This window comes from Methylobacterium sp. J-077 (assembly GCF_022829365.1).
GTDB lineage: Bacteria > Pseudomonadota > Alphaproteobacteria > Rhizobiales > Beijerinckiaceae > Methylobacterium.
On record NZ_JAKSYJ010000111.1, the window covers coordinates 121219 to 139613 of the forward strand.

General features: G+C 68.9%; 14 protein-coding genes. 5 read left to right on the forward strand and 9 right to left on the reverse strand.

The genetic code is table 11. The features are described 5' to 3' along the window. Positions 1-4: 4 nt before the first annotated feature. The 5 genes from MKL11_RS10685 to MKL11_RS10705 form a co-directional block, all read right to left on the reverse strand. Positions 5-1183, reverse strand: coding sequence for a malate--CoA ligase subunit beta (locus MKL11_RS10685; protein WP_007559571.1), 1179 nt, complete (start codon positions 1181-1183; stop codon positions 5-7). Between the two features lie 238 nt (positions 1184-1421). Beyond that, a complete protein-coding gene (fchA, locus tag MKL11_RS10690) occupies positions 1422-2063 on the reverse strand; it encodes a methenyltetrahydrofolate cyclohydrolase (RefSeq protein ID WP_243942984.1) in 642 nt (213 codons plus the stop codon). A gap of 12 nt (positions 2064-2075) precedes the next feature. Beyond that, positions 2076-2936 carry an NADP-dependent methylenetetrahydromethanopterin/methylenetetrahydrofolate dehydrogenase gene (locus MKL11_RS10695; RefSeq protein ID WP_243942986.1) on the reverse strand — a complete coding sequence of 287 codons (861 nt, stop codon included), beginning with the start codon at positions 2934-2936 and terminating at the stop codon, positions 2076-2078. 213 nt (positions 2937-3149) lie between these two features. Next, positions 3150-4094: a D-2-hydroxyacid dehydrogenase gene (locus tag MKL11_RS10700; RefSeq protein WP_243942988.1), complete on the reverse strand. Its 945-nt coding sequence runs from the start codon at positions 4092-4094 to the stop codon at positions 3150-3152. A 103-nt stretch (positions 4095-4197) separates the two neighbouring features. After that, the gene (locus tag MKL11_RS10705) at positions 4198-5406 is read right to left on the reverse strand and encodes an aminotransferase class V-fold PLP-dependent enzyme (RefSeq protein WP_243942990.1); all 1209 of its coding nucleotides are present in this window, start codon (positions 5404-5406) and stop codon (positions 4198-4200) included. A gap of 543 nt (positions 5407-5949) precedes the next feature. Here MKL11_RS10705 and MKL11_RS10710 point away from each other — a divergent pair. Genes MKL11_RS10710 through MKL11_RS10720 form a run of 3 tightly spaced genes read left to right on the forward strand, consistent with a single transcriptional unit; the run spans position 5950 to position 8503 of the window. Next, a complete protein-coding gene (locus MKL11_RS10710) occupies positions 5950-6765 on the forward strand; it encodes a UDP-2,3-diacylglucosamine diphosphatase (protein ID WP_243942993.1) in 816 nt (271 codons plus the stop codon). Between the two features lie 11 nt (positions 6766-6776). Then, complete coding sequence (locus MKL11_RS10715; RefSeq protein ID WP_243942995.1) at positions 6777-7823, forward strand: glycosyltransferase family 4 protein; 1047 nt, start codon at positions 6777-6779, stop codon at positions 7821-7823. A gap of 38 nt (positions 7824-7861) precedes the next feature. After that, positions 7862-8503 carry a ribonuclease HII gene (locus MKL11_RS10720; protein WP_243942997.1) on the forward strand — a complete coding sequence of 214 codons (642 nt, stop codon included), beginning with the start codon at positions 7862-7864 and terminating at the stop codon, positions 8501-8503. Between the two features lie 143 nt (positions 8504-8646). Here the strand turns inward: MKL11_RS10720 and MKL11_RS10725 are convergent, their stop codons facing one another. From MKL11_RS10725 to MKL11_RS10735, 3 genes are all read right to left on the reverse strand, one after another. Continuing rightward, a complete protein-coding gene (locus tag MKL11_RS10725) occupies positions 8647-11007 on the reverse strand; it encodes a membrane-bound PQQ-dependent dehydrogenase, glucose/quinate/shikimate family (protein ID WP_243942999.1) in 2361 nt (786 codons plus the stop codon). A 289-nt stretch (positions 11008-11296) separates the two neighbouring features. Next, positions 11297-13429 carry a methyl-accepting chemotaxis protein gene (locus MKL11_RS10730; RefSeq protein ID WP_243943001.1) on the reverse strand — a complete coding sequence of 711 codons (2133 nt, stop codon included), beginning with the start codon at positions 13427-13429 and terminating at the stop codon, positions 11297-11299. A 350-nt stretch (positions 13430-13779) separates the two neighbouring features. After that, entirely contained in the window at positions 13780-14895 is a 1116-nt protein-coding gene (locus tag MKL11_RS10735) for a PA0069 family radical SAM protein (protein WP_243943003.1), read from the reverse strand. 142 nt (positions 14896-15037) lie between these two features. On the opposite strand from MKL11_RS10735, the gene MKL11_RS10740 reads away from it, so the two are divergent. Then, a complete protein-coding gene (locus tag MKL11_RS10740; protein WP_243943005.1) occupies positions 15038-15556 on the forward strand; it encodes a hypothetical protein in 519 nt (172 codons plus the stop codon). 138 nt (positions 15557-15694) lie between these two features. Then, complete coding sequence (locus MKL11_RS10745; RefSeq protein ID WP_243943007.1) at positions 15695-17149, forward strand: amino acid permease; 1455 nt, start codon at positions 15695-15697, stop codon at positions 17147-17149. Here the strand turns inward: MKL11_RS10745 and moaB are convergent. Next, positions 17139-17696, reverse strand: coding sequence for a molybdenum cofactor biosynthesis protein B (moaB, locus tag MKL11_RS10750; protein ID WP_243943009.1), 558 nt, complete (start codon positions 17694-17696; stop codon positions 17139-17141). The genes MKL11_RS10745 and moaB overlap by 11 nt on opposite strands. Positions 17697-18395: the final 699 nt, after the last annotated feature.

Here is an 18395-nt window from a genome sequence, read left to right on the forward strand (position 1 = left end):
CCCCTCAGCGGTTCTTCTTGGCGGCGTCGCAGGCGTCGACCGCCTTGCGCGCCGCGTCCGACAGGGTGTCGGCGGTGATCAGGTCGAGGCCGCTCTCGGCCAGGATCTTCTGGCCGGCCTCGACGTTCGTGCCGGCGAGCCGAACCACCAGGGGTACGTCGATCTTCACCTCCCGGGCGGCCTGGATCACGCCCTCGGCGACCCAGTCGCAGCGATTGATTCCGGCGAAGATGTTGACCAGGATCGCCTTGACGTTGCGGTCCGAGAGAACGAGCCGGAACGCCGTGGCGACCCGCTCGGGCGATGCCCCGCCGCCCACGTCCAGAAAGTTCGCCGGCTCGCCGCCTGCGTGCTTGATCATGTCCATGGTCGCCATGGCGAGCCCGGCGCCGTTGACGATGCAGCCGATCTCGCCCTCGAGCCCGATATAGCTGAGGTTGTGCTCGGCAGCCTGCGCCTCGCGGGGATCGCCCTGCGACGGGTCGTGCATGTCGGCGATGCCCGGCCGGCGGAACATCGCGTTGTCATCGAAGGACATCTTGGCATCGAGGGCCAGCACCCGGTCGTCCTTGGTGACGACCAGCGGGTTGATCTCCAGCATCGTGCCGTCGCAGTCGCGGAACGCCCGGTAGGCGTTCATGATGGTCTTCACCGCGGCCGAGACCTGCTTGATGTTCAGGCCGAGCTGAAAGGCGATCTCCCGGGCCTGGAACTGCTGCAGGCCCACCGCCGGCTCGACCACCACCTGGATCAGCGCCTCGGGCTCGTTGGCGGCGATCTCCTCGATATCCATGCCGCCGCGCTGGCTGGCGATGACGCGCACGCGCTCGGCCTTCCGGTCCAGCACGTAGCCGAGATAGAGCTCGCGCTCGAACGGGTCGGCGGTCTCGACATAGACCCGCTGGACCGGCTTGCCCTCGGGCCCCGTCTGCAGGGTGACGAGGCGCTTGCCGAGCAGCTCCTTGGCGGCGTCGCGGACCTCGTTGTAGGTCCGGCAAAGCTTGATCCCGCCGGCCTTGCCACGGGCGCCGGCATGGATCTGCGCCTTCACGGCCCAGAACGAGCCGCCGAGCTCGGTCGCGGCGTAGACCGCCTGGTCCGGGCTGAACGCGATGGCGCCCTTCGGGACCGCGACACCGAAGCTCGCGAGCAGCTCCTTGGCTTGGTACTCGTGGACGTCCATTCGGCGCCTCCTCCGCGGTCGTTGCCGCCGTCTGACGCTGTCTACTTTAGTTGAATGGGAAGATTACGCCCGTCAAATTTTTTGATCTATCGGTTTAGGCGACCTTTTTCGCGGTTGCAAAACGAATTGTATCTATCGTTGCACTGCAGCATTCCGGCAAAAAGAAAGGCCGGGGGCAAAATGCACCCGGCCTTCACTGGCGATCCATTTGCGGCACCCGTGGCGGGTGCAGCCCGGTTCAATTCACCTTGGCCGTGACGACTCCGTAGACCTTCTCCGTAAGCGCACCGGCCTCGGCGAGCAGGCCTTCGAGTTCCTGGAGCCGCTCGTCGGCGAACTCCCGATCCTCGATCCCCTTGGCGTTGACGTAGACGTTGAGCGCCGCGCTGCGCAGGCCGGCATAGGCCGATAGCACAGCCACGCCGGCATCGGAGACGACGTTGAGGTTGCCCTTGTCGGCGGTGATCGCCGCAAGGTCGATCACCGTGCGGCAGGCTCGGCAGCAGGACAGCGGCACGTCGGTGGCCGTCCGGAGCGCGGCCTGGATCGCCGTGGCGCGGGCCGCCTTCTCGTCGTCGGTGCCCTTGGGCAGGCCGTAGGCGCCCATCACGGCGTCGAAGGCCTGGACGTCCTCGCCGATCATGCCGGTGAGCACGACCCGCAGGCCCTCGGACCGGGCGAGCACGTCCTTCAGCTCGGCCTCGACCTCCACGTACTTCTTCTTGCCGATGGTCAGATTGCAGACCATCGACACCAGGGCCGCACCCATGGCGCCGGAGATCGCCGCCGCGCCGCCGCCGCCGGGGGTCGGGGCGGCGCTCGCCAGCGCCGTCAGGAACGTCTCGATGCTGTCGGTCTCGGGGGGATGTGTCTCGGTCACCGGCGCCTCCCCTCAGGCCATCGACTTGGCGAGCGCGTAGATCTCCTCGGCATCGAGCACCTGCTCGGTGCTCTCGAAGAGCTGACCTACGCAGGCCCGGTGCAGCTTGAGCTTCAGGCCGCCGATCCCGAGGGCGCCGAAGGCCTTCTTGCCGTTGCGATCCTTGCCCTTGTCCATCACCTCGATGCCGCCGATGCCGGTCGGGGGCTGGGCGTTGTAGTCGGCCACGAATTCGATCGACGGTTCCTGCGCCCAGGCGGCTTCGGGGAGCAGCTCGACGCCGATGGCGCCGGCCGTGAACACGAGGTTGGTGCCCTTCACCAGCGCGACGCGGGAGGCCTCATCGGGGGTGGCGGCGGCCTTCACGTTGACCTTGAAGCGGGTGTTGATCTGGTCGGCGGCGGCCTGGGTCTTGTCGAGCGCCCGGCCCGCGATCGTCACCTCGGCGCCCTCGCCGGCGAGCAGCGCCGCCGAGCGCATGCCCACCGGGCCGGTGCCCGCCAGCACGACCGCCTTCTTGCCCTGCAGCGAGCCCGCGGCCTTGGCCACCAGCGCCACGCCGGCGGCGGCCGTGGTGTTCGAGCCGTTGGAATCGAGCATCACCGAGACCCGGAACGGGCCGAAGAACCGCTTCTTGACGGCCGCGAACAGCTCCTCGCCGGCCGCCATGCTGCCGCCGCCGACGAAGATCGCCGTCGACTTCTTCTCGGAGCCGCCGCGGGTGTAGATCGTGCCGTCGACCAGAGCGCCGACGTTGTCGGGGGTCACGCTGCCGTAGCCGGTGATGTGATCGGCGCCGCCGTCGTAGCCGACCACCGTGTCGAACACGTTCGGGACCGGATCGGTGTCGAACAGGAACAGCAGCTTCTTCATCTCGGTTTCGATCCTTGTGTCGCGCCCAACGGCGCTGTCGCTGATTGTCGTTCGCGCTGTGGCGGAGATGCGCGGCCCTCTCCTCCCCCTTGTGGGGAGGAGCTGGAGGTGGGGGTGGTTCCGGAATGACCGGGGCGCTGCCGTCTGCACCACCCCCACCCCTAAACCCCTCCCCACAAGGGGGAGGGGAAAGCGCCCTCCAAAATCCCTCGGCTATCCCTCGACCACGTTCTGCGGCTTGCCCGCCACGAACGCCTCGACATTGTCGACGAGCTGGTCGGCGAGGATCTGCATCGCCTCCTTGCTGGCCCAGGCCACGTGCGGGGTCACGATCAGGTTCGGCAGGTCGGCCTCGCACAGGATGTTGCCGTCCTTGGGCGGCTCCTGCGCGACCACGTCGAAGCCCGCCCCCGCGATGGTGCCGTCCTTGAGCGCGGCCAGAAGCGCCGCCTCGTCCACCAGCCCGCCCCGGGCCGTATTGATCAGGATGGCGTTCTTCTTCATCCGCTTGAGCTCGGCCGCGCCGATCAGCCCCTTGGTGTCGGGGGTCAGCGGCACGTGCAGCGTGATCACGTCGGACTGGGTGAGGATCGTCTCGAAATCGACCAGCCCGTCCTGCGGGAACACGTCGTAGGCCAGAACCTTCATGCCCAGCGCCTCGGCGCGCTTGCCGATCGACTTGCCGAGCGCCCCGTAGCCGACGATCCCGAGCGTCGAGCCGGCGATGTCGTAGATCGGGTAGTCGAAGTAGCAGAACTGCTTGGACTTCGCCCAATCGCCCCGCCGCACCGAGTTGGCGTAGGGCACGATCGCCCGGCGCAGGGCGAACATCAGCCCGACCACGTGCTCGGGCACGGTGTTGAACGCGTAGTTGCGGATGTTGACGACCGTGACCCCTTGAGCCTTCGCCTGGGCCTTGTCGACCACGTCGGTGCCGGTGGCGGCCACCGCGATCAGCTTCAGGTCGGGGAGTTGCTTCAGGGTCTCGGCCCGCATCGGGACCTTGTTGATCAGCGCGATCTCGGCTCCCTGAAGCCGCGCGATCGTGTCCTCGGGCGTCCAGGTGGAGTCGTGCTCGACGTATTCGTGCGGGAAGCTGAACGGCCGGACCGTCGCGTCGAGGGACTCACGGTCCAGGAACACGATTTTCTTCGTCATGGATCCCCTCTCGGGCGACGGGCGGTTTCCTCGGGATTCTTGGTCTTCCTTGCGCGTCGGGGCGGGTCCGGCAACCCGGTCCCGCCCCGATCGCGTGCGCGGCTTACGCCTTATGCAGCGGATTCTCGCGCAGGTAGCTGGACGCCGCGGCGACGCCGGAGCCCGGCGTGACCTTGATGCCGCAATCGAGCATCGCCATCTCGGCGCCCGCGATGGCGCCGAGCAGCGACAGCTCGTTCAGATCGCCCAGGTGGCCGATCCGGAACACCTTGCCGGCGACTTTCGACAGGCCGGCACCCAGCGAGAGATTGTAGCGGTCGTAGGCGTGGGTGATCACCTGGGCGGCGTCGGCGCCCTCCGGGACCACGATCGCCGTGACCGTGTCGGAGTTCCACTTGGGCTCCTTGGCGCAGGGCTTCAGGCCCCAGGCCGCCACCGCCTGGCGGGTCGCCTCGGCGAGCACGTGATGGCGATGGTAGATGTTCTCCAGCCCCTCCTCCTTCACGATCGCCAGGGCCTCGCGCAGGCCGTAGAGCAGCGGCAGAACCGGCGTGTAGGGGAAGTAGCCCGTGGCGTTGGCCGCGAGCTGGTCCTTCCAGGCGAAGTAGGCGTGGCCGAGCCGGTCGTTGCGGCCCGCCCCGCCCTCGGCGATCTTCAGCGCCTTCGGGCTGATGCAGATCAGGCCGAGGCCGGCCGGCAGCATGAAGCCCTTCTGCGAGCCCGCGATGGCGCAGTCGACGCCCCATTCGTCCATCTTGAACGGCAGCGAGCCGATCGACGAGATGCCGTCCACGAACAGCAGCGCCGGGTGGCCGGCAGCGTCGAGCGCCTTGCGCACCGCAGCGATGTCGCTGGTGACGCCGGTGGCGGTCTCGTTGTGGACGACCATCACGGCCTTGATGGCGTGGTCCTTGTCGGCCCGGAGCGCCTCCTCGATCTTCTGCGGATCGGCGCCGGTGCCCCACTCCTCCTCTTGGACGATCACCTCGAGGCCGAGGCGCTGGGCCATGTCGACCCAGAGATGGCTGAACTGGCCGTAGCGGGACGTGAGCACCTTGTCGCCGCGGCACAGGGTATTGGACAGGGCCGATTCCCAGATGCCGGTGCCCGAGGACGGGAACAGGATGATCGTCCCGGCGGTCGAGCCGAACACGATCTTGGAATCCTGGAGGAGCGGCTTCACCAACTCAGGGAAGCTCGGCGAGCGGTGATCCTCGGATGGCACGTGCATCGCGCGCAGGACGCGATCCGGGATGTTCGTGGGGCCCGGGATGAACAGGTGATTGCGACCGGGGCGCCGGGTTGCGGCCATGGTGTTTCCTCCAAAAATCTGTTGCGCGCGGGCGGACCCGCGCCGGTTGGTTCAAACGTCTTCGGCGCCCTGGGGCCCTGTCGGGCATTCTGCGAACGGCACCGGCGGCCGCGGTGCTGGCCGCAGCTCCCCGAATACCCTTCGTGTCATCCGTGGATCGGGGGGCCCAGCGGAGCGGCAGGCGGCTTCGTGCCGCTCGCGTCGCGGCGCGCCCCCGCGCGCCGGTCGCCTCCGAAATGCCGTCCCGTTCTACGGCGCCTCGTCTCAAGGCACCCTGGCCGCCTTCCCGTACGCATCCGGCCCGGCTCATGCCGAGCCACCGGTTGCTGGTATTATGAGGCGGCGAAGCTGGGAAGCAAAACCGGAAAAACTTCGGGATCGTGGCAAAAAAATTTTTTGTGCGCCGCAATGTCCGCTATTCGCGCTTGAGGACTTTTCCCGCGCCGCACCAAGACGCCCACACCCATCCGCGCCCGCGTCATCAAACTGAGACGTGATCGCGCTCTGGATCCCCCTCGACCGTTCGACCGTCGGGAGGGTGACGTGGCCGAGGATGAGGAGATGCCGGTCCGGGTCCGGACGCTGTTCCTGTCCGATCTGCATCTCGGCACGCGCGGCTGCCAAGCCGGCATGCTGCTGTCGTTCCTGAGGGATTACGACGCCGACACGATCTACCTGGTCGGCGACATCGTGGATGGCTGGCAATTGCGCTCCGGCTGGTACTGGCCGCAGGAGCACAACGACGTGGTGCAGAAGCTCCTGCGCAAGGTGCGCAAGGGCACCCGGATCGTCTACCTGCCCGGCAATCACGACGAGTTCCTGCGCGACTATGTCGGCACCAATTTCGGCGGTATCGAGATCGCCGAGACCGCGATCCACGAGGCGGCTGACGGGCAGCGCTACCTCGTGATCCACGGCGACCAGTTCGACATGGTGGTGCGCCACTCTCCCTGGCTGGCTCATCTGGGCGACGGCGCCTACACGCTGGCTTTGAGCCTCAACACCCTGATCAACCGGGTCCGCCGGCGGGTCGGCCTGTCCTACTGGTCGCTCTCGGCCTGGGCGAAGCTGCGGGTGAAGAACGCCGTCAGCTTCATCGGCCGGTTCGAGACGATCCTGGCCGACGAGGCCCGCCGCCAGGGCGCCAACGGGGTGATCTGCGGCCATATCCACCACGCGGCCGACCGGACGATCGGCGATCTGCGCTACCTCAATACCGGCGACTGGGTGGAATCCTGCACCGGCCTGATCGAGCATTACGACGGCCGGATCGAGGTGCTGCACTACCCGAGCATCCTGCGGGCCCGCGAGGCCGAGGACGCGCCGCGGGCGGTCCCGGGCCGGCGCGCGGTGGCGTGAGGGACCACTCCGTGAAGCTCCTGATCGCCAGCGATGCCTGGCACCCGCAGGTCAACGGCGTCGTCCGCTCGCTCGAGCAGATGGTCCGCCGTGCCCCCGAGCACGGCTTCGAGACGGCCCTGCTATCGGTGGGCGATTTCCGCTCGCTGCCCCTGCCGGGCTACACGGAGATCCGTTTGGCCTTGGCTGGACGCGACCGGGTCGCGGCGCGCTGGGCCGCCGAGCGGCCGAGCCACGTCCACATCGCCACCGAAGGGCCGATCGGCTTCGCGGCCCGGCGGCATTGTCTGGCCAACGGGCTGCCGTTCACCACGAGCTACCACACCCGGTTTCCCGAATACCTCTCAGCCCGGCTGCCGGTACCGGAGGCGTGGTCCTACGCCTACCTCCGCCGCTTCCACGGGGCGGCGCGCGGCACGATGGTCAGCACCGCCTCCCTCCAGGCGGAGCTGGAGGCGAAGGGCTTCACGCATCTGATGCGCTGGACCCGCGGGGTCGACACCGAGCGGTTCCGGCCGGCCGCCCCCGGCGACCTGCCGCCGGCGGAGCTCGCCGGACTGCCGCGGCCGCTGTTCCTGTATGTCGGCCGGCTGGCCGTCGAGAAGAACATCGCGGCCTTCCTCACCCTCGACCTGCCCGGCACGAAGATCGTGGTCGGCGACGGGCCGGACCGGGCGCGGCTGCAGGCGCTGGCCCCGGAGGCGCGCTTCCTCGGCACACGGACGGGGGCGGCGCTCGCGTCGGTCTACGCCGCCTGCGACGCCTTCGTGTTCCCGAGCCTCACCGACACGTTCGGCATCGTGTTGCTGGAAGCCATGGCCTGCGGTCTGCCGATCGCCGCCTTCCCGGTGCCGGGCCCCAAAGACGTGCTGACCGGGACCCGCGTCGGCATTCTCGACCAGGATCTGCGCACGGCGGCGCTGGCGGCCTTGCGTCTGTCCCGGGCCGAGTGCCGGCAGGAGGCGCTGCGCCGCGGCTGGGACGTCAGCGCCGACCAGTTCTTCGGCAACATCATCGAGGCCCATGGCGGCGAGCGCGGGACCCGGAACGCCGCCTGACCGGTGACGGCGGCCGTGCGGGATGGCAGGACGGCGCCATGCCGCCCGTGAAAAAGACCTCTCCTCTCAGGAAGACACCGCCGGCCCTCACGCCGCCCTTCGATCCGGCCCGGGCCGCCGATTACCCGGCGGTGATCGGCTGCGACGAGGTCGGCCGCGGCGCCCTCTGCGGGCCCGTGGTGGTCGCGGCAGTCTGGTTCGACCCAGTGGCGATTCCCTCTGCCCTGCTGGCTGCGCTCGACGACAGCAAGCGCGTGCCCGAACCGATCCGCGCGCGGCTGGCGCCGCTGATCCGCACCCATGCCCGGGTCGCCGTGGCGGCGGGCTCCCGGGCGCTGATCGACCGGATCAACATCCGCGCCGCGACCCTCGACGCCATGCTGCGAGCGGTGTCCCGCCTCGGAATCGCGGCGCCGGTCCTGGTCGACGGCCGGGACGCCCTCCCCGGTCTGCCGGGCCGGGCGGTGATCGGCGGCGACGGGCTGGTGCCGCAGATCGCCGCCGCTTCGATCATCGCCAAGGTGTTTCGCGACGACCTGATGCGCCGCCTCGCCGAGCGCCATCCGGGCTACGGCTGGGAGCGCAACGTCGGCTACGGCACGGCGCTCCACCGGGCCGGCCTGACCACGCTCGGCCGAAGCCCCCACCACCGCCTCAGCTTCACCCGCGGGTTCGGCTAGGTTTCAAAAGGTCGAGACCTTTTGCGGGTGCAGGGCAGCGCCCTGCTGTCCGGCTTCGCCCGATGCATCAAGGGCAGCGCCTCGACACCCCGCTAAAGCGCTGAGCCCTTCGGAAATCCAACCGTGCTCGTAAGCGGATCGGATCACTTCGATCCGGGATCGCCCGGCAGCGCGTAGGCGACCACGTAGTCGCCGCGGTCGGGCGATTGGCGGGCGCCGCCGGCCGTGACCACGATGTATTGCCGGCCGGTCCTGGGCGACCGGTAGGTCATCGGCGCGCCCTGGCTGCCCACCGGCAGACGGCCTTTCCAGATCTCGCGGCCGGTCGCGGCGTCGAACGCCCGAAGGTAGTAATCCTGCGTGCCGGCGAAGAAGATCAGGCCGGAGCCGGTCACCAGCGAGCCGCCGAGCGAGGGCAGGCCGATCGGGATCGGCAGGTGCATCTTGATCCCCAGCGGCCCGGTATCCTCGACCGTGCCGAGCGGGACCTGCCAGGCGATGCGGCGCGCCTTCAGGTCGATGGCGGTCAGGGTGCCGAAGGGCGGCTTCTGGCACGGGATGTTCAGCGCCGACACGAAGCGGTTCCGGACGGACACGTAGGGCGTGCCGCGCATCGACGACATCCCCATCTCGGTGCCGGTGGCCTTGCCGCCGGTCTCGACCTGCTCCCGCGCGATCAGCCGGTTCCACAGGCCGAGCCGCATGTCGTTCACGATCAGGTAGTCCCGGGTCATGTCGATCGCGGTGCTGCCCCAGTTCATGCCGCCGAGCGAGCCCGGCATCTGGAGGGCGGTGTCGAAGCCCGGCGGTGTGAAGGTCCCCTCGTGGCGCATGCCCTTGAACTGGATCCGGCACAGGAGCTGGTCGAACGGCGTCGCCCCCCACATGTCGGCTTCGGTCAGGGTCTCGGTGCCGATCGACGGCATGTCCGAGAACGGCTGCGTCGGCGCGTAATGCTCGCCCGGCACGCTGCCCTGCGGCACGGCCCGCTCGGTGACCGGCGCGATCGGCGCCCCGGTCGCGCGGTTCAGCAGGAAGATCTGGCCGTGCTTGGTCGCCGCGATCAGCCCCGGCACGGTGCCGCCCTGCCCGTCCGGCAGGTCGTAGAGGGCCGGCTGGGCCGGAACGTCGAAGTCCCACAGGTCCTTGTGCACCAGCTGGACGTGCCAGCGCGGCCGGCCGGTCGCGGCGTCGAGCGCGAAGATCGACGAGTTGGTGGCGTCGTCCTCCGCGGTCCGGTGGCCGCCGAAGAAGTCCGGCGTCGCGTTGCCGGTCGGCGCGTAGACCAGGCCCAGGCCCGCGTCGTAGGCCATGCTGGTCCAGACGTTGGGCGTGCCGCGCGTATAGGTCTCGCCGGGGGGCGGCAGGCGGGTGGTCGCCGGGTTGCCGGGATCCCAGGCCCAGCGCAGATCGCCGCTCCCGACATCGAAGGCCCGGACCACGCCGCCGGGCTCGCCGGTCTCGATATTGTCCGCGACCCGGCCGCCGACCACCACGAGATCGCCGGCGATCAGCGGGGCGGCGGTCTGGGTGTAGTAGCCGGGCTTGATCTCGCCCATGTCGGTCTTGAGATCGACCGTGCCGCCGGCGCCGAAATCGGTGCAGGGCTGGCCGGTGGCGGCATCCAGCGCGATCAGGCGCGCGTCGATCGTGGCGAGCAGCAGGCGGCGGGGGCAGACCTTGTCACCGGCTGACGCGCCCGCGTCGTGATAGCCGAGCCCGCGGCACCGCTGCCATTGCGGCGCGCTCGCCTTCGGGTCGTAGCGCCAGCGCTGGGTGCCGGTATCGGCGTCGAGGGCGATGACGATGTCGTTCGGCGTGCAGACATAGACGGTGTCGCCGATCTGCAGCGGCGTGGTCTGGTCCTCGGCGCCGAAGCCGTTGCTGATGGCGACGTCACCGGTGCGGAAGGTCCAGGCCGGCTGGAGATTGGCGACGTTGGCGGGATCGATCTGCGTCAGCCCGGCGAAGCGGGTGCCGCCATTGGTGTTGCCCCAGGCCGCCCAATCGACCTGCGGTCCCGCCTGCGTCGCGGGATGGACTGCCGGAACCTCCGTCGCGGCGATGATCGGCACCGGCTGGAAAGCCCGCAGCGTCGTCGCCACAAGGGCGAGCGCCAGCGCGGCGGCGATGCCCAGGGAGGCCCGGCGCCACACGCCGCCACCCGATCGATCGAGCAGCGGCGCGAACAGGGCGACCACGCAGGCGAGCACCGCCAGCGCGAACAGCCGCGAGACCAGCGGCCAGAACGCGAACCCGACCTCCCAGACCGCCCAGACCCCCGTCAGGACGAACGCCGCGCCGTAGAGCAGCGCCCCCGCGCGTCGCCGTTGGGCGACCAGGACACCGGACACGATCATCGCGGCGCCCATGACCAGGAAGTACCAACTTCCGCCGAGCCAAGCCAAGTAAACCCCGCCGGCAGCAAAGACCCCGCCAATCACGGCCAGCACGATCCCGAGCAGGATCAGTGCTCCATCGGCAAGCGTTTTAGGTCGGCGCATCGAACAACCTCAAAAATGCGAGATCATCGCCTCTTTAGCTTGAGTCTCGGTTCGGTCAACGCGGTTTTACGCGATTTTACCATGCATCATTTTGCAAGATGGCGCGTATTTATCTTCCTCGGCAAGCGTAGCTCCGATTTTACATGAGAGCCATCGCATAGCAGGGCGGGGATTGATCATCGGCTCGACACGCCGGCCGAATTTTTCCGGCCGACACGACTCCCATGATCTTCGCGCTCCGAAACACCGCCATCCGCTCAGCGTGGCGGTGACGGCGACGAATCTGCCCTCACGCCGCCCGCACGGTGCCGAGGAAGCGATCGACCTCCGCGGAAAGCTGCTCGGACTGGCGCGACAACCCGGTGGCGGAGGCGAGGACCTGCTCGGCCGCCGCGCCGGTCTGCTCGGCGGCCCGCGCGACGCCGGCGATGTTGCCGGTGACCTCCTGCGAACCGGCCGTGGCCTGGGTGACGCTGCGGACGATCTCCCGGGTCGCCGCCCCCTGCTCCTCGACCGCCGTGGCGATCGTCGCCGCGACCGTGTTGATCTCCCGGATGCGGCCGGCGATCGCGCCGATCGCGCCCACCGCCTCGCCGGTGACGCTCTGGATCCGGCCGATCTGGCTGGCGATCTCCTCCGTCGCCTTGGCGGTCTGGCCGGCGAGTTCCTTCACTTCCGTCGCCACCACGGCGAAGCCCCGGCCCGCTTCGCCGGCGCGCGCCGCCTCGATCGTGGCGTTCAGCGCCAGCAGGTTCGTCTGAGCCGCGATCGACGCGATCAGCTGGACCACGTCGCCGACCCGGGCGGCGGCGGCGCTCAGCTCGGAGACGAGGGCGGCGGTCTGGTCGGATTCGCCTACCGCCCGCTGGGCGAGGACGGTCGAGTCCTGCACCTGGCGGCCGATCTCCTCGACGGAGCTGCCGAGTTGCTCCGCGGCGCTCGCCACGGTGTTGACGTTGGAGGCGGATTGCTCGGCCGCCGCCGCCACCGCGCCGGATTGGCTGGCGGTCTCCTGGGCGCTCGCGGTCATCTGCGCGGCGGTGGCCTGCAACTCGGTCGCGGCGGTCGAGACCTGCGTGATGATGCCGGAAACCGCGGCCTCGAAACGCTCGGCCATCTGCCGCGTGACCGCCCGGCGCTGCTCCTCGGCGGCGCGGCGCACCTCGTCCGCCTCGGCTTCGAGCTGCCGGGTCCGGAGCAGGTTGTCCTTGAACACCTGGACGGCGGCGGCCATGGCGCCGATCTCGTCCTGGCGGTCCCGGACCGGGACCGTCACGGTGGAATCGCCGGAGGCCAGGGCGCGCATCGCCTCGGTCATGCTGCGGATCGGCCGGAGCACCCGGCGGACCACCACGAGCGTGCCGATACCGGTCAGCAGGATTGCGGCGGCGAGGAACAGGACGGTCCGCAGCAGGGTGGCCTGCGCTTCCGCGGTCAGCGCCCGAGCGCGGTCGACCAGCGCGTCGAGGGCCGCGCTCGCCAAGTCGGCGATGGTGTTCACCTCCGCGGTCTGGCGGGTGCGCAACGCATCGATGGACAGGCCGGTTGGCCGGCCCTGCGCGAGCGCCTCTGTGGCGGCCTGGCGGCGCGCGATCGCCTCGCCCTCGAAATTGTCGGCCTTGGCCTTGCGGAAGGCGGCCCGGACCGTGTCCGACGTCTCGTCGGCGGCAGCCCGGACCACGCCGTCCCAGGCGGCGGCCAAGCGGCCGCGTTCCTCGGACGCCGCGACGATGTCGGCCTGCGACCAGGGGGTGCCGGCGGCGACCGCGAGCTCGATGCGCACGACCACGCCCCCAGCCAGGGCCCGCGACGTCCACGCCGCGCGCTTGAGATCGAGGTAATGGGCCAGGCTCGCGTCGCCGCGCGGGATTACGGCGTCGATCGCGTCGTTCGCCGCCATCAACGCATCGAGCAGCGTCTGGGACGCCTCAGCGAAGGCCGGCAGCGTGCCGGCGGATCGCTGCGCCCCCGGCACCGCCAGGGCGGCATCGACCTGCGGGCGAAGCGCGAGCAGGGCCGCGTAGGACCGCTGGGCCGCCTCGGCCTTCGCCAGAACCGAGGGCGCATCGACCTCGCGGGCCAGGATCACCAGCCGATCGACACCGCCCGCGAGAGTCGCACGGTGGGTGGCGATCAGCTCCGCATCCTTGGCGGGAATGGGCTCTGCAGCCTTCAAGGCCTGGAGCGTGCGGCCGCGCTCCATGCGGATGGCGAGCAGATCCTTGAGGAGCGTGCGGCTCGCCTGGGTCAGGGCCACAACGCGGTGGCTCTGATCGGCCTGCATCCGAGCGTCACGCAGGGTCGTCACGCCCGATGCGAGCAGCATCATGCTCATCGAGAGCAGCGTCGCGGTCAGAATCTTGCCGATCGATAGTCTCGCCAGCACGAGGCTGGCGAACGATGGGTGCGGCGCACAAAACATCGCGTTCGGTTCCGTCAGAATGTTGCTGCGTTGCCGGACGATGTTCGATCTTGATTTTGAACAAATCTAAATATCTATCGGCAACTAAGCCTCTGTGACTCCGGATCGTGACGCTTGCAACTCGAATTTGTAACAATTATTATCAGCATGTCCTCCTCGGCCACAACTGATTTGTTTCTCGAGTACGAACTAGATTTTGGCTGCGTGTGATAGCAGCATGATCGTCATCTGAGACCGCCGCGCCGAAATCTGATTCTCTCGGCAGCGCCGGCGTCATGAACGGGGCGGACCTTGGTGCATCCCGCGTCGGGACGGCGAGCGCTGCTGCGAAGCCCGGACGACGGCCCGCTTCAGAATAGCGCGAGCTGCGCTCCCGGTTTGCGGAACGCCGCGCGGTTCAACGCCATCCGCCCGAAGGCGAAGCCGAGCCGGGTGCCCGCGAGGCGGACCCGCTGGCCGATCATCTCGGCATAGGCCCCCTCCCCGCGGAAGCGGTGGCCGAACCGGGGATCGTTCTCGCGGCCGCCCCTCGCCTGCGCCAGCAGCGCGAAGGCCCGAGCCCGGCGCTCGGGGTAGTGCTCGGCGAACCAGTCGGCCACCAGGTCGGCGACCTCGCCGGGCAGGCGCAGCAAAGCGTGGCCGATGCGGCTGGCGCCGTGCGCCCGCGCCTGGGCCAGGATCGCCTCGATCTCGTGGTCGGTCAGGCCCGGGATGATCGGCGAGACATTGACCATCACCGGCACCCCGGCCTCGGACAGGCGCCGCATCGCGGCGAGCCGCTTCTCCGGCCGCGGCGCCCGGGGGTCGAGCAACCGGGCGAGGCGCGGGTCGAGAGTCGGCAGCGAGACCGCCACGAGCACGAGGTTCTCCGCGGCCATCTCGGCCAGGATGTCGAGGTCGCGCAGCACGAGGTCGGACTTGGTGGTGATGCCGACGGGATGGCGCGCGTCCTGGAGCACCTCCAGCACCGCACGGGTGATCCGGTGCTCGCGCTCCACCGGCTGGTAGGGATCGGTGGCGGTCCCGAGGGCAATCGTCTCCGGCGCGTAGCCCGGGGCGGCGATCTCCCGCGCCAGAAGCTTGGCCGCGTCGGGCTTGGCGAAGATCCGCGATTCGAAATCGAGCCCCGGCGACAGCCCGAGCCAGGCATGGGTCGGGCGGGCGTAGCAATAGATGCAGCCGTGCTCGCAGCCCCGATACGGGTTGACCGACCGGTCGAACGGGATGTCCGGCGAGGTGTTGCGGGCGATGATCCGCGCGGCGCGCTCCAGCGTGACCTGCGTGCGCAAGGGAGCAGGCGCATCGGTTTCCCAATCGGGGTCCTGGAAGACCTCGCGCCCGGCCGCTTCGTACCGGCTCGTGGGGTTGGCGGTGGCGCCGCGGCCGCGCCGGGCCTCCGGGGGAAGCCTGCTCGAACCGAGACGCACGGGCGCCGTGGGGATGGAGCCGTTCCGAATCTCAGCCATCGCGCGCCGCCCCGTGTTTCACGTGGAACATAGCGCGAACACGAGATCCGCCAACGCCTCAATTTCAGGCAAACGTCGCCGAGCCCGGTCGAGACATCGCCACCCGGTTTACCGCCGCGCAAAATCGTCTATGGGCGCGCACATGCTCTCCGCGGTGACCTACCTGGCCGACCCGGCCGATCCGGATGCGATCGATCGCCTGGCCGACACGCTCAGCGTGCTGGTGTCGGGCGTGGCCGGCGGCCTGGTCGGCGACGCCGTGATCGTGATCGGCCGGGAGAGCGAGGCGGCGGCGGCCATCGCGGACGCGACGGGGGCAGTGCTCGTGCTTCACCGGGGCAGGAATCCCTATGGGGCGGGCGCCGCGGAGGCCCGGCGGGACTGGGTGCTGTGCCTGGAGGCGGGAGACGTCCCGGCCGAGGGCTGGATCCGCACCCTCGACCGCTTCGTCGGCACCGCACGACCGGAGACCGGGCTCGGCCGCCTGCACCGCCCGGCCGCGGGCTGGATCGGCCGCCTCGTCGGCTGGATCGAGGCCCTCCTGGGCGCCAGGCAGGCGCGGGCCGGCGACGTGGTGCGGCGGGAGGCGCTGCGGGCCGGCGCAGTGTTCGCGCCGCGCCTCAAGGTACGGCCGCTGATTGCCCGGATCGACAGGCCCTGATCGACAGAATGTCGCAGCTCGACTGAGTGATATCGACTAAATATCCTCCGAAATTTCTGGCGCGATGGCAGAAAACTTGCTGAATTGGAGATTATAGCCGAGCGCCGCTCCCGTGGCGCGGCGAGGAAGGATACGCCGATGGACTCCTCGGGCCTGATGGGGCGGAAGTCCGTCGACGACATCCTCAAGAGCGGCGAGGGCGAGGAGCAGCTCTCGAAATCGCTCGGTGCGCTCTCGATCACCGCCATGGGCATCGGAGCGATCATCGGCGCCGGCATCTTCGTGCTCACCGGCACGGCGGCGGCGCAATATGCCGGACCGGGCATCATGCTGTCCTTCGTGCTCGGCGGCATCGCCTGTGCGTTCGTCGGCCTGTGCTACTCCGAGATGGCCGCGCTGATCCCTGTAGCCGGGTCGAGCTACACCTATACCTACGCGACGCTCGGCGAGTTCTTCGCCTGGCTGATCGGCTGGGACCTCATCCTCGAATACGCCATGGGCGCGGCCACGGTGGCGGTCGGCTGGTCCGGCTACGTCACCAGCCTGCTGAAGGATGTCGGCATCGTGATCCCGGCCCGGTTCGCGCACGCGCCGGGCACGGCGATCGACGGCGGCGGCACCGCCCTGTTCAACCTGCCGGCGGTGGTGATCGTGGCGCTGATCACGCTCCTGCTGATCCGCGGCACCAAGGAATCGGCGCGGTTCAACAACATCATGGTGGCGGTCAAGCTCACCGTGGTGGTCGCCTTCATCGCGCTGGGCTGGGGCCATGTCGACACGGCGCATTGGAGCCCGCTGATCCCGCCGAACGAGGGCAGCTTCGGCCAGTACGGCTACAGCGGCATCCTGCGCGGCGCCGGCGTGGTGTTCTTCGCCTTCATCGGCTTCGACGCGGTCTCCACCGCCGCCCAGGAGGCGCGCAAGCCGCAGAAGGACATGCCGATCGGCATCCTCGGTTCGCTGATCGTGTGCACGATCCTGTACGTGCTGGTGGCCGCGGTCCTGACCGGGCTGGTGCCGTACAAGGACCTGAACGTCCCCGACCCGATCGCCAAGGGCGTCGACGTCATCGGCATCGGCTGGTTCGCCGTGCTGATCAAGCTCGGGGCGATCACCGGCCTGACCACGGTGATCCTGGTGCTGCTCTACGGCCAGAGCCGGATCTTCTTCACCATGGCCAATGACGGGCTGCTGCCGAAGCTGTTCGCCCATGTCCATCCGACCTACCAGACGCCCTATCGCAGCCAGATGCTGATCGGTGCGGTTGTCGCCGTGGTGGCGGCGCTGGTGCCGATCAACATCCTGGGCGAGATGGTGAGCATCGGGACGCTCGCAGCCTTCATCCTGGTCTGCGGCTCGGTGATCTATCTGCGACGGAGCGAACGCCACATGAAGCGCCCGTTCCGGGTGCCGGCGGTGCCGGTGGTGCCGATCCTCGGCATCCTGTTCTGCCTGCTGCTGATGGCCGGCCTCCCCCTCGACACCTGGCTGCGCCTCGTGATCTGGATGGCCGTCGGGCTGGTCGTGTACTTCTTCTACGGCCGCAAGCACTCGGTGCTGCGCCGCAAGGAGGGCAACGCGGTCACGCCGTGACGCTGGCGCCCCGCCGCAGATGCTCGTCGAGGCGCGGCATGATCTCGACGAAGTTGCACGGGCGGTGCCGGTAATCGAGCTGCTGGGCCAGGATGCCGTCCCAGGCGTCCCGGCAGGCCCCCGGCGAGCCCGGCAGCACGAACAGGTAGGTCGCCTGCGCGACCCCGGCGGTGGCCCGGGATTGCAGGGTCGAGGTGCCGATCTTGTCGTACGAGATCCGGTGGAACACCGCGGAAAACCCGTCCATCCGCTTCTCGAACAGCGGCTCAAGCGCCTCCGGGGTCACGTCTCGGCCGGTGAAGCCGGTGCCGCCGGTGGTGATCACCACATCCACCGCCGGATCGCGCAGCCACGCCTGCACCTGCTCGCGGATCGCGGGGATCTCGTCCGGCACGATGGCCCGGGCGGCCAGCCGATGCCCGGCCTCGGTGAGACGCTGGCTCAGGGTGTCGCCCGAGCGGTCGTCCGTGATCCGGCGGGTATCCGAGACGGTGAGCACCGCGATCCCGAGGGGAATGAAGCGGCGTGAGTCGGGCTGATCGGCCATCGTGAGGGCTCTCCGGGACAGAGTTCAGATATGGGCCGCTGCCTGTCGGTTGTCGTCCCCCCTCAATCGCCTGGCGCCCTCGATGCATCCGGCCTTGGGGTGTAGACCCGACCGGGATCGCGGATATCGAGAGATGGACCGACGGGGCGCCGAACGCCTTCCTCGCGAGTCGAGGCCGCGAGCCTGACTGGGCCGACAAACCGCACGTTTGAATTCCGCCTCTTGCGGAATTCCGTCCCCGGATACCTTCATTAGAATAAAACTATTCTACGTTAGGGCTTGCAGAACTCGATCACGAATTCGTGTCACAAAGAAGAACCTGAAAAACACTAGATCGAAACACCTTGTTGAACCTGAATCCTATCGATCCGAGACTGCATCTCTCCGGCACAATAGGTTCAAGCAACATGCCATGCCGGAAGAGTCAAATTTCGATCCAGTATTTCACGGCCAGCCGCAAACCCACATAAAATCTTTGACTTTTCTTGGCTTGCGGTCACTCTGCACCGGCCGCGGCGATGAAAATTGCTACGGCTCGTCGCTGGCTGACACGATAGGCAGTCTCCCACGCGCCCAAACCGAAGCCGAGACCGCGTCCCGACTTCGAAATGATACCGCGACCGGGAGTTTGCGCACGACTCGCGCCCAGATCCTCATCCAATCAATAGAACTATCGAGCCTGGACGGCGACGTTCCAGG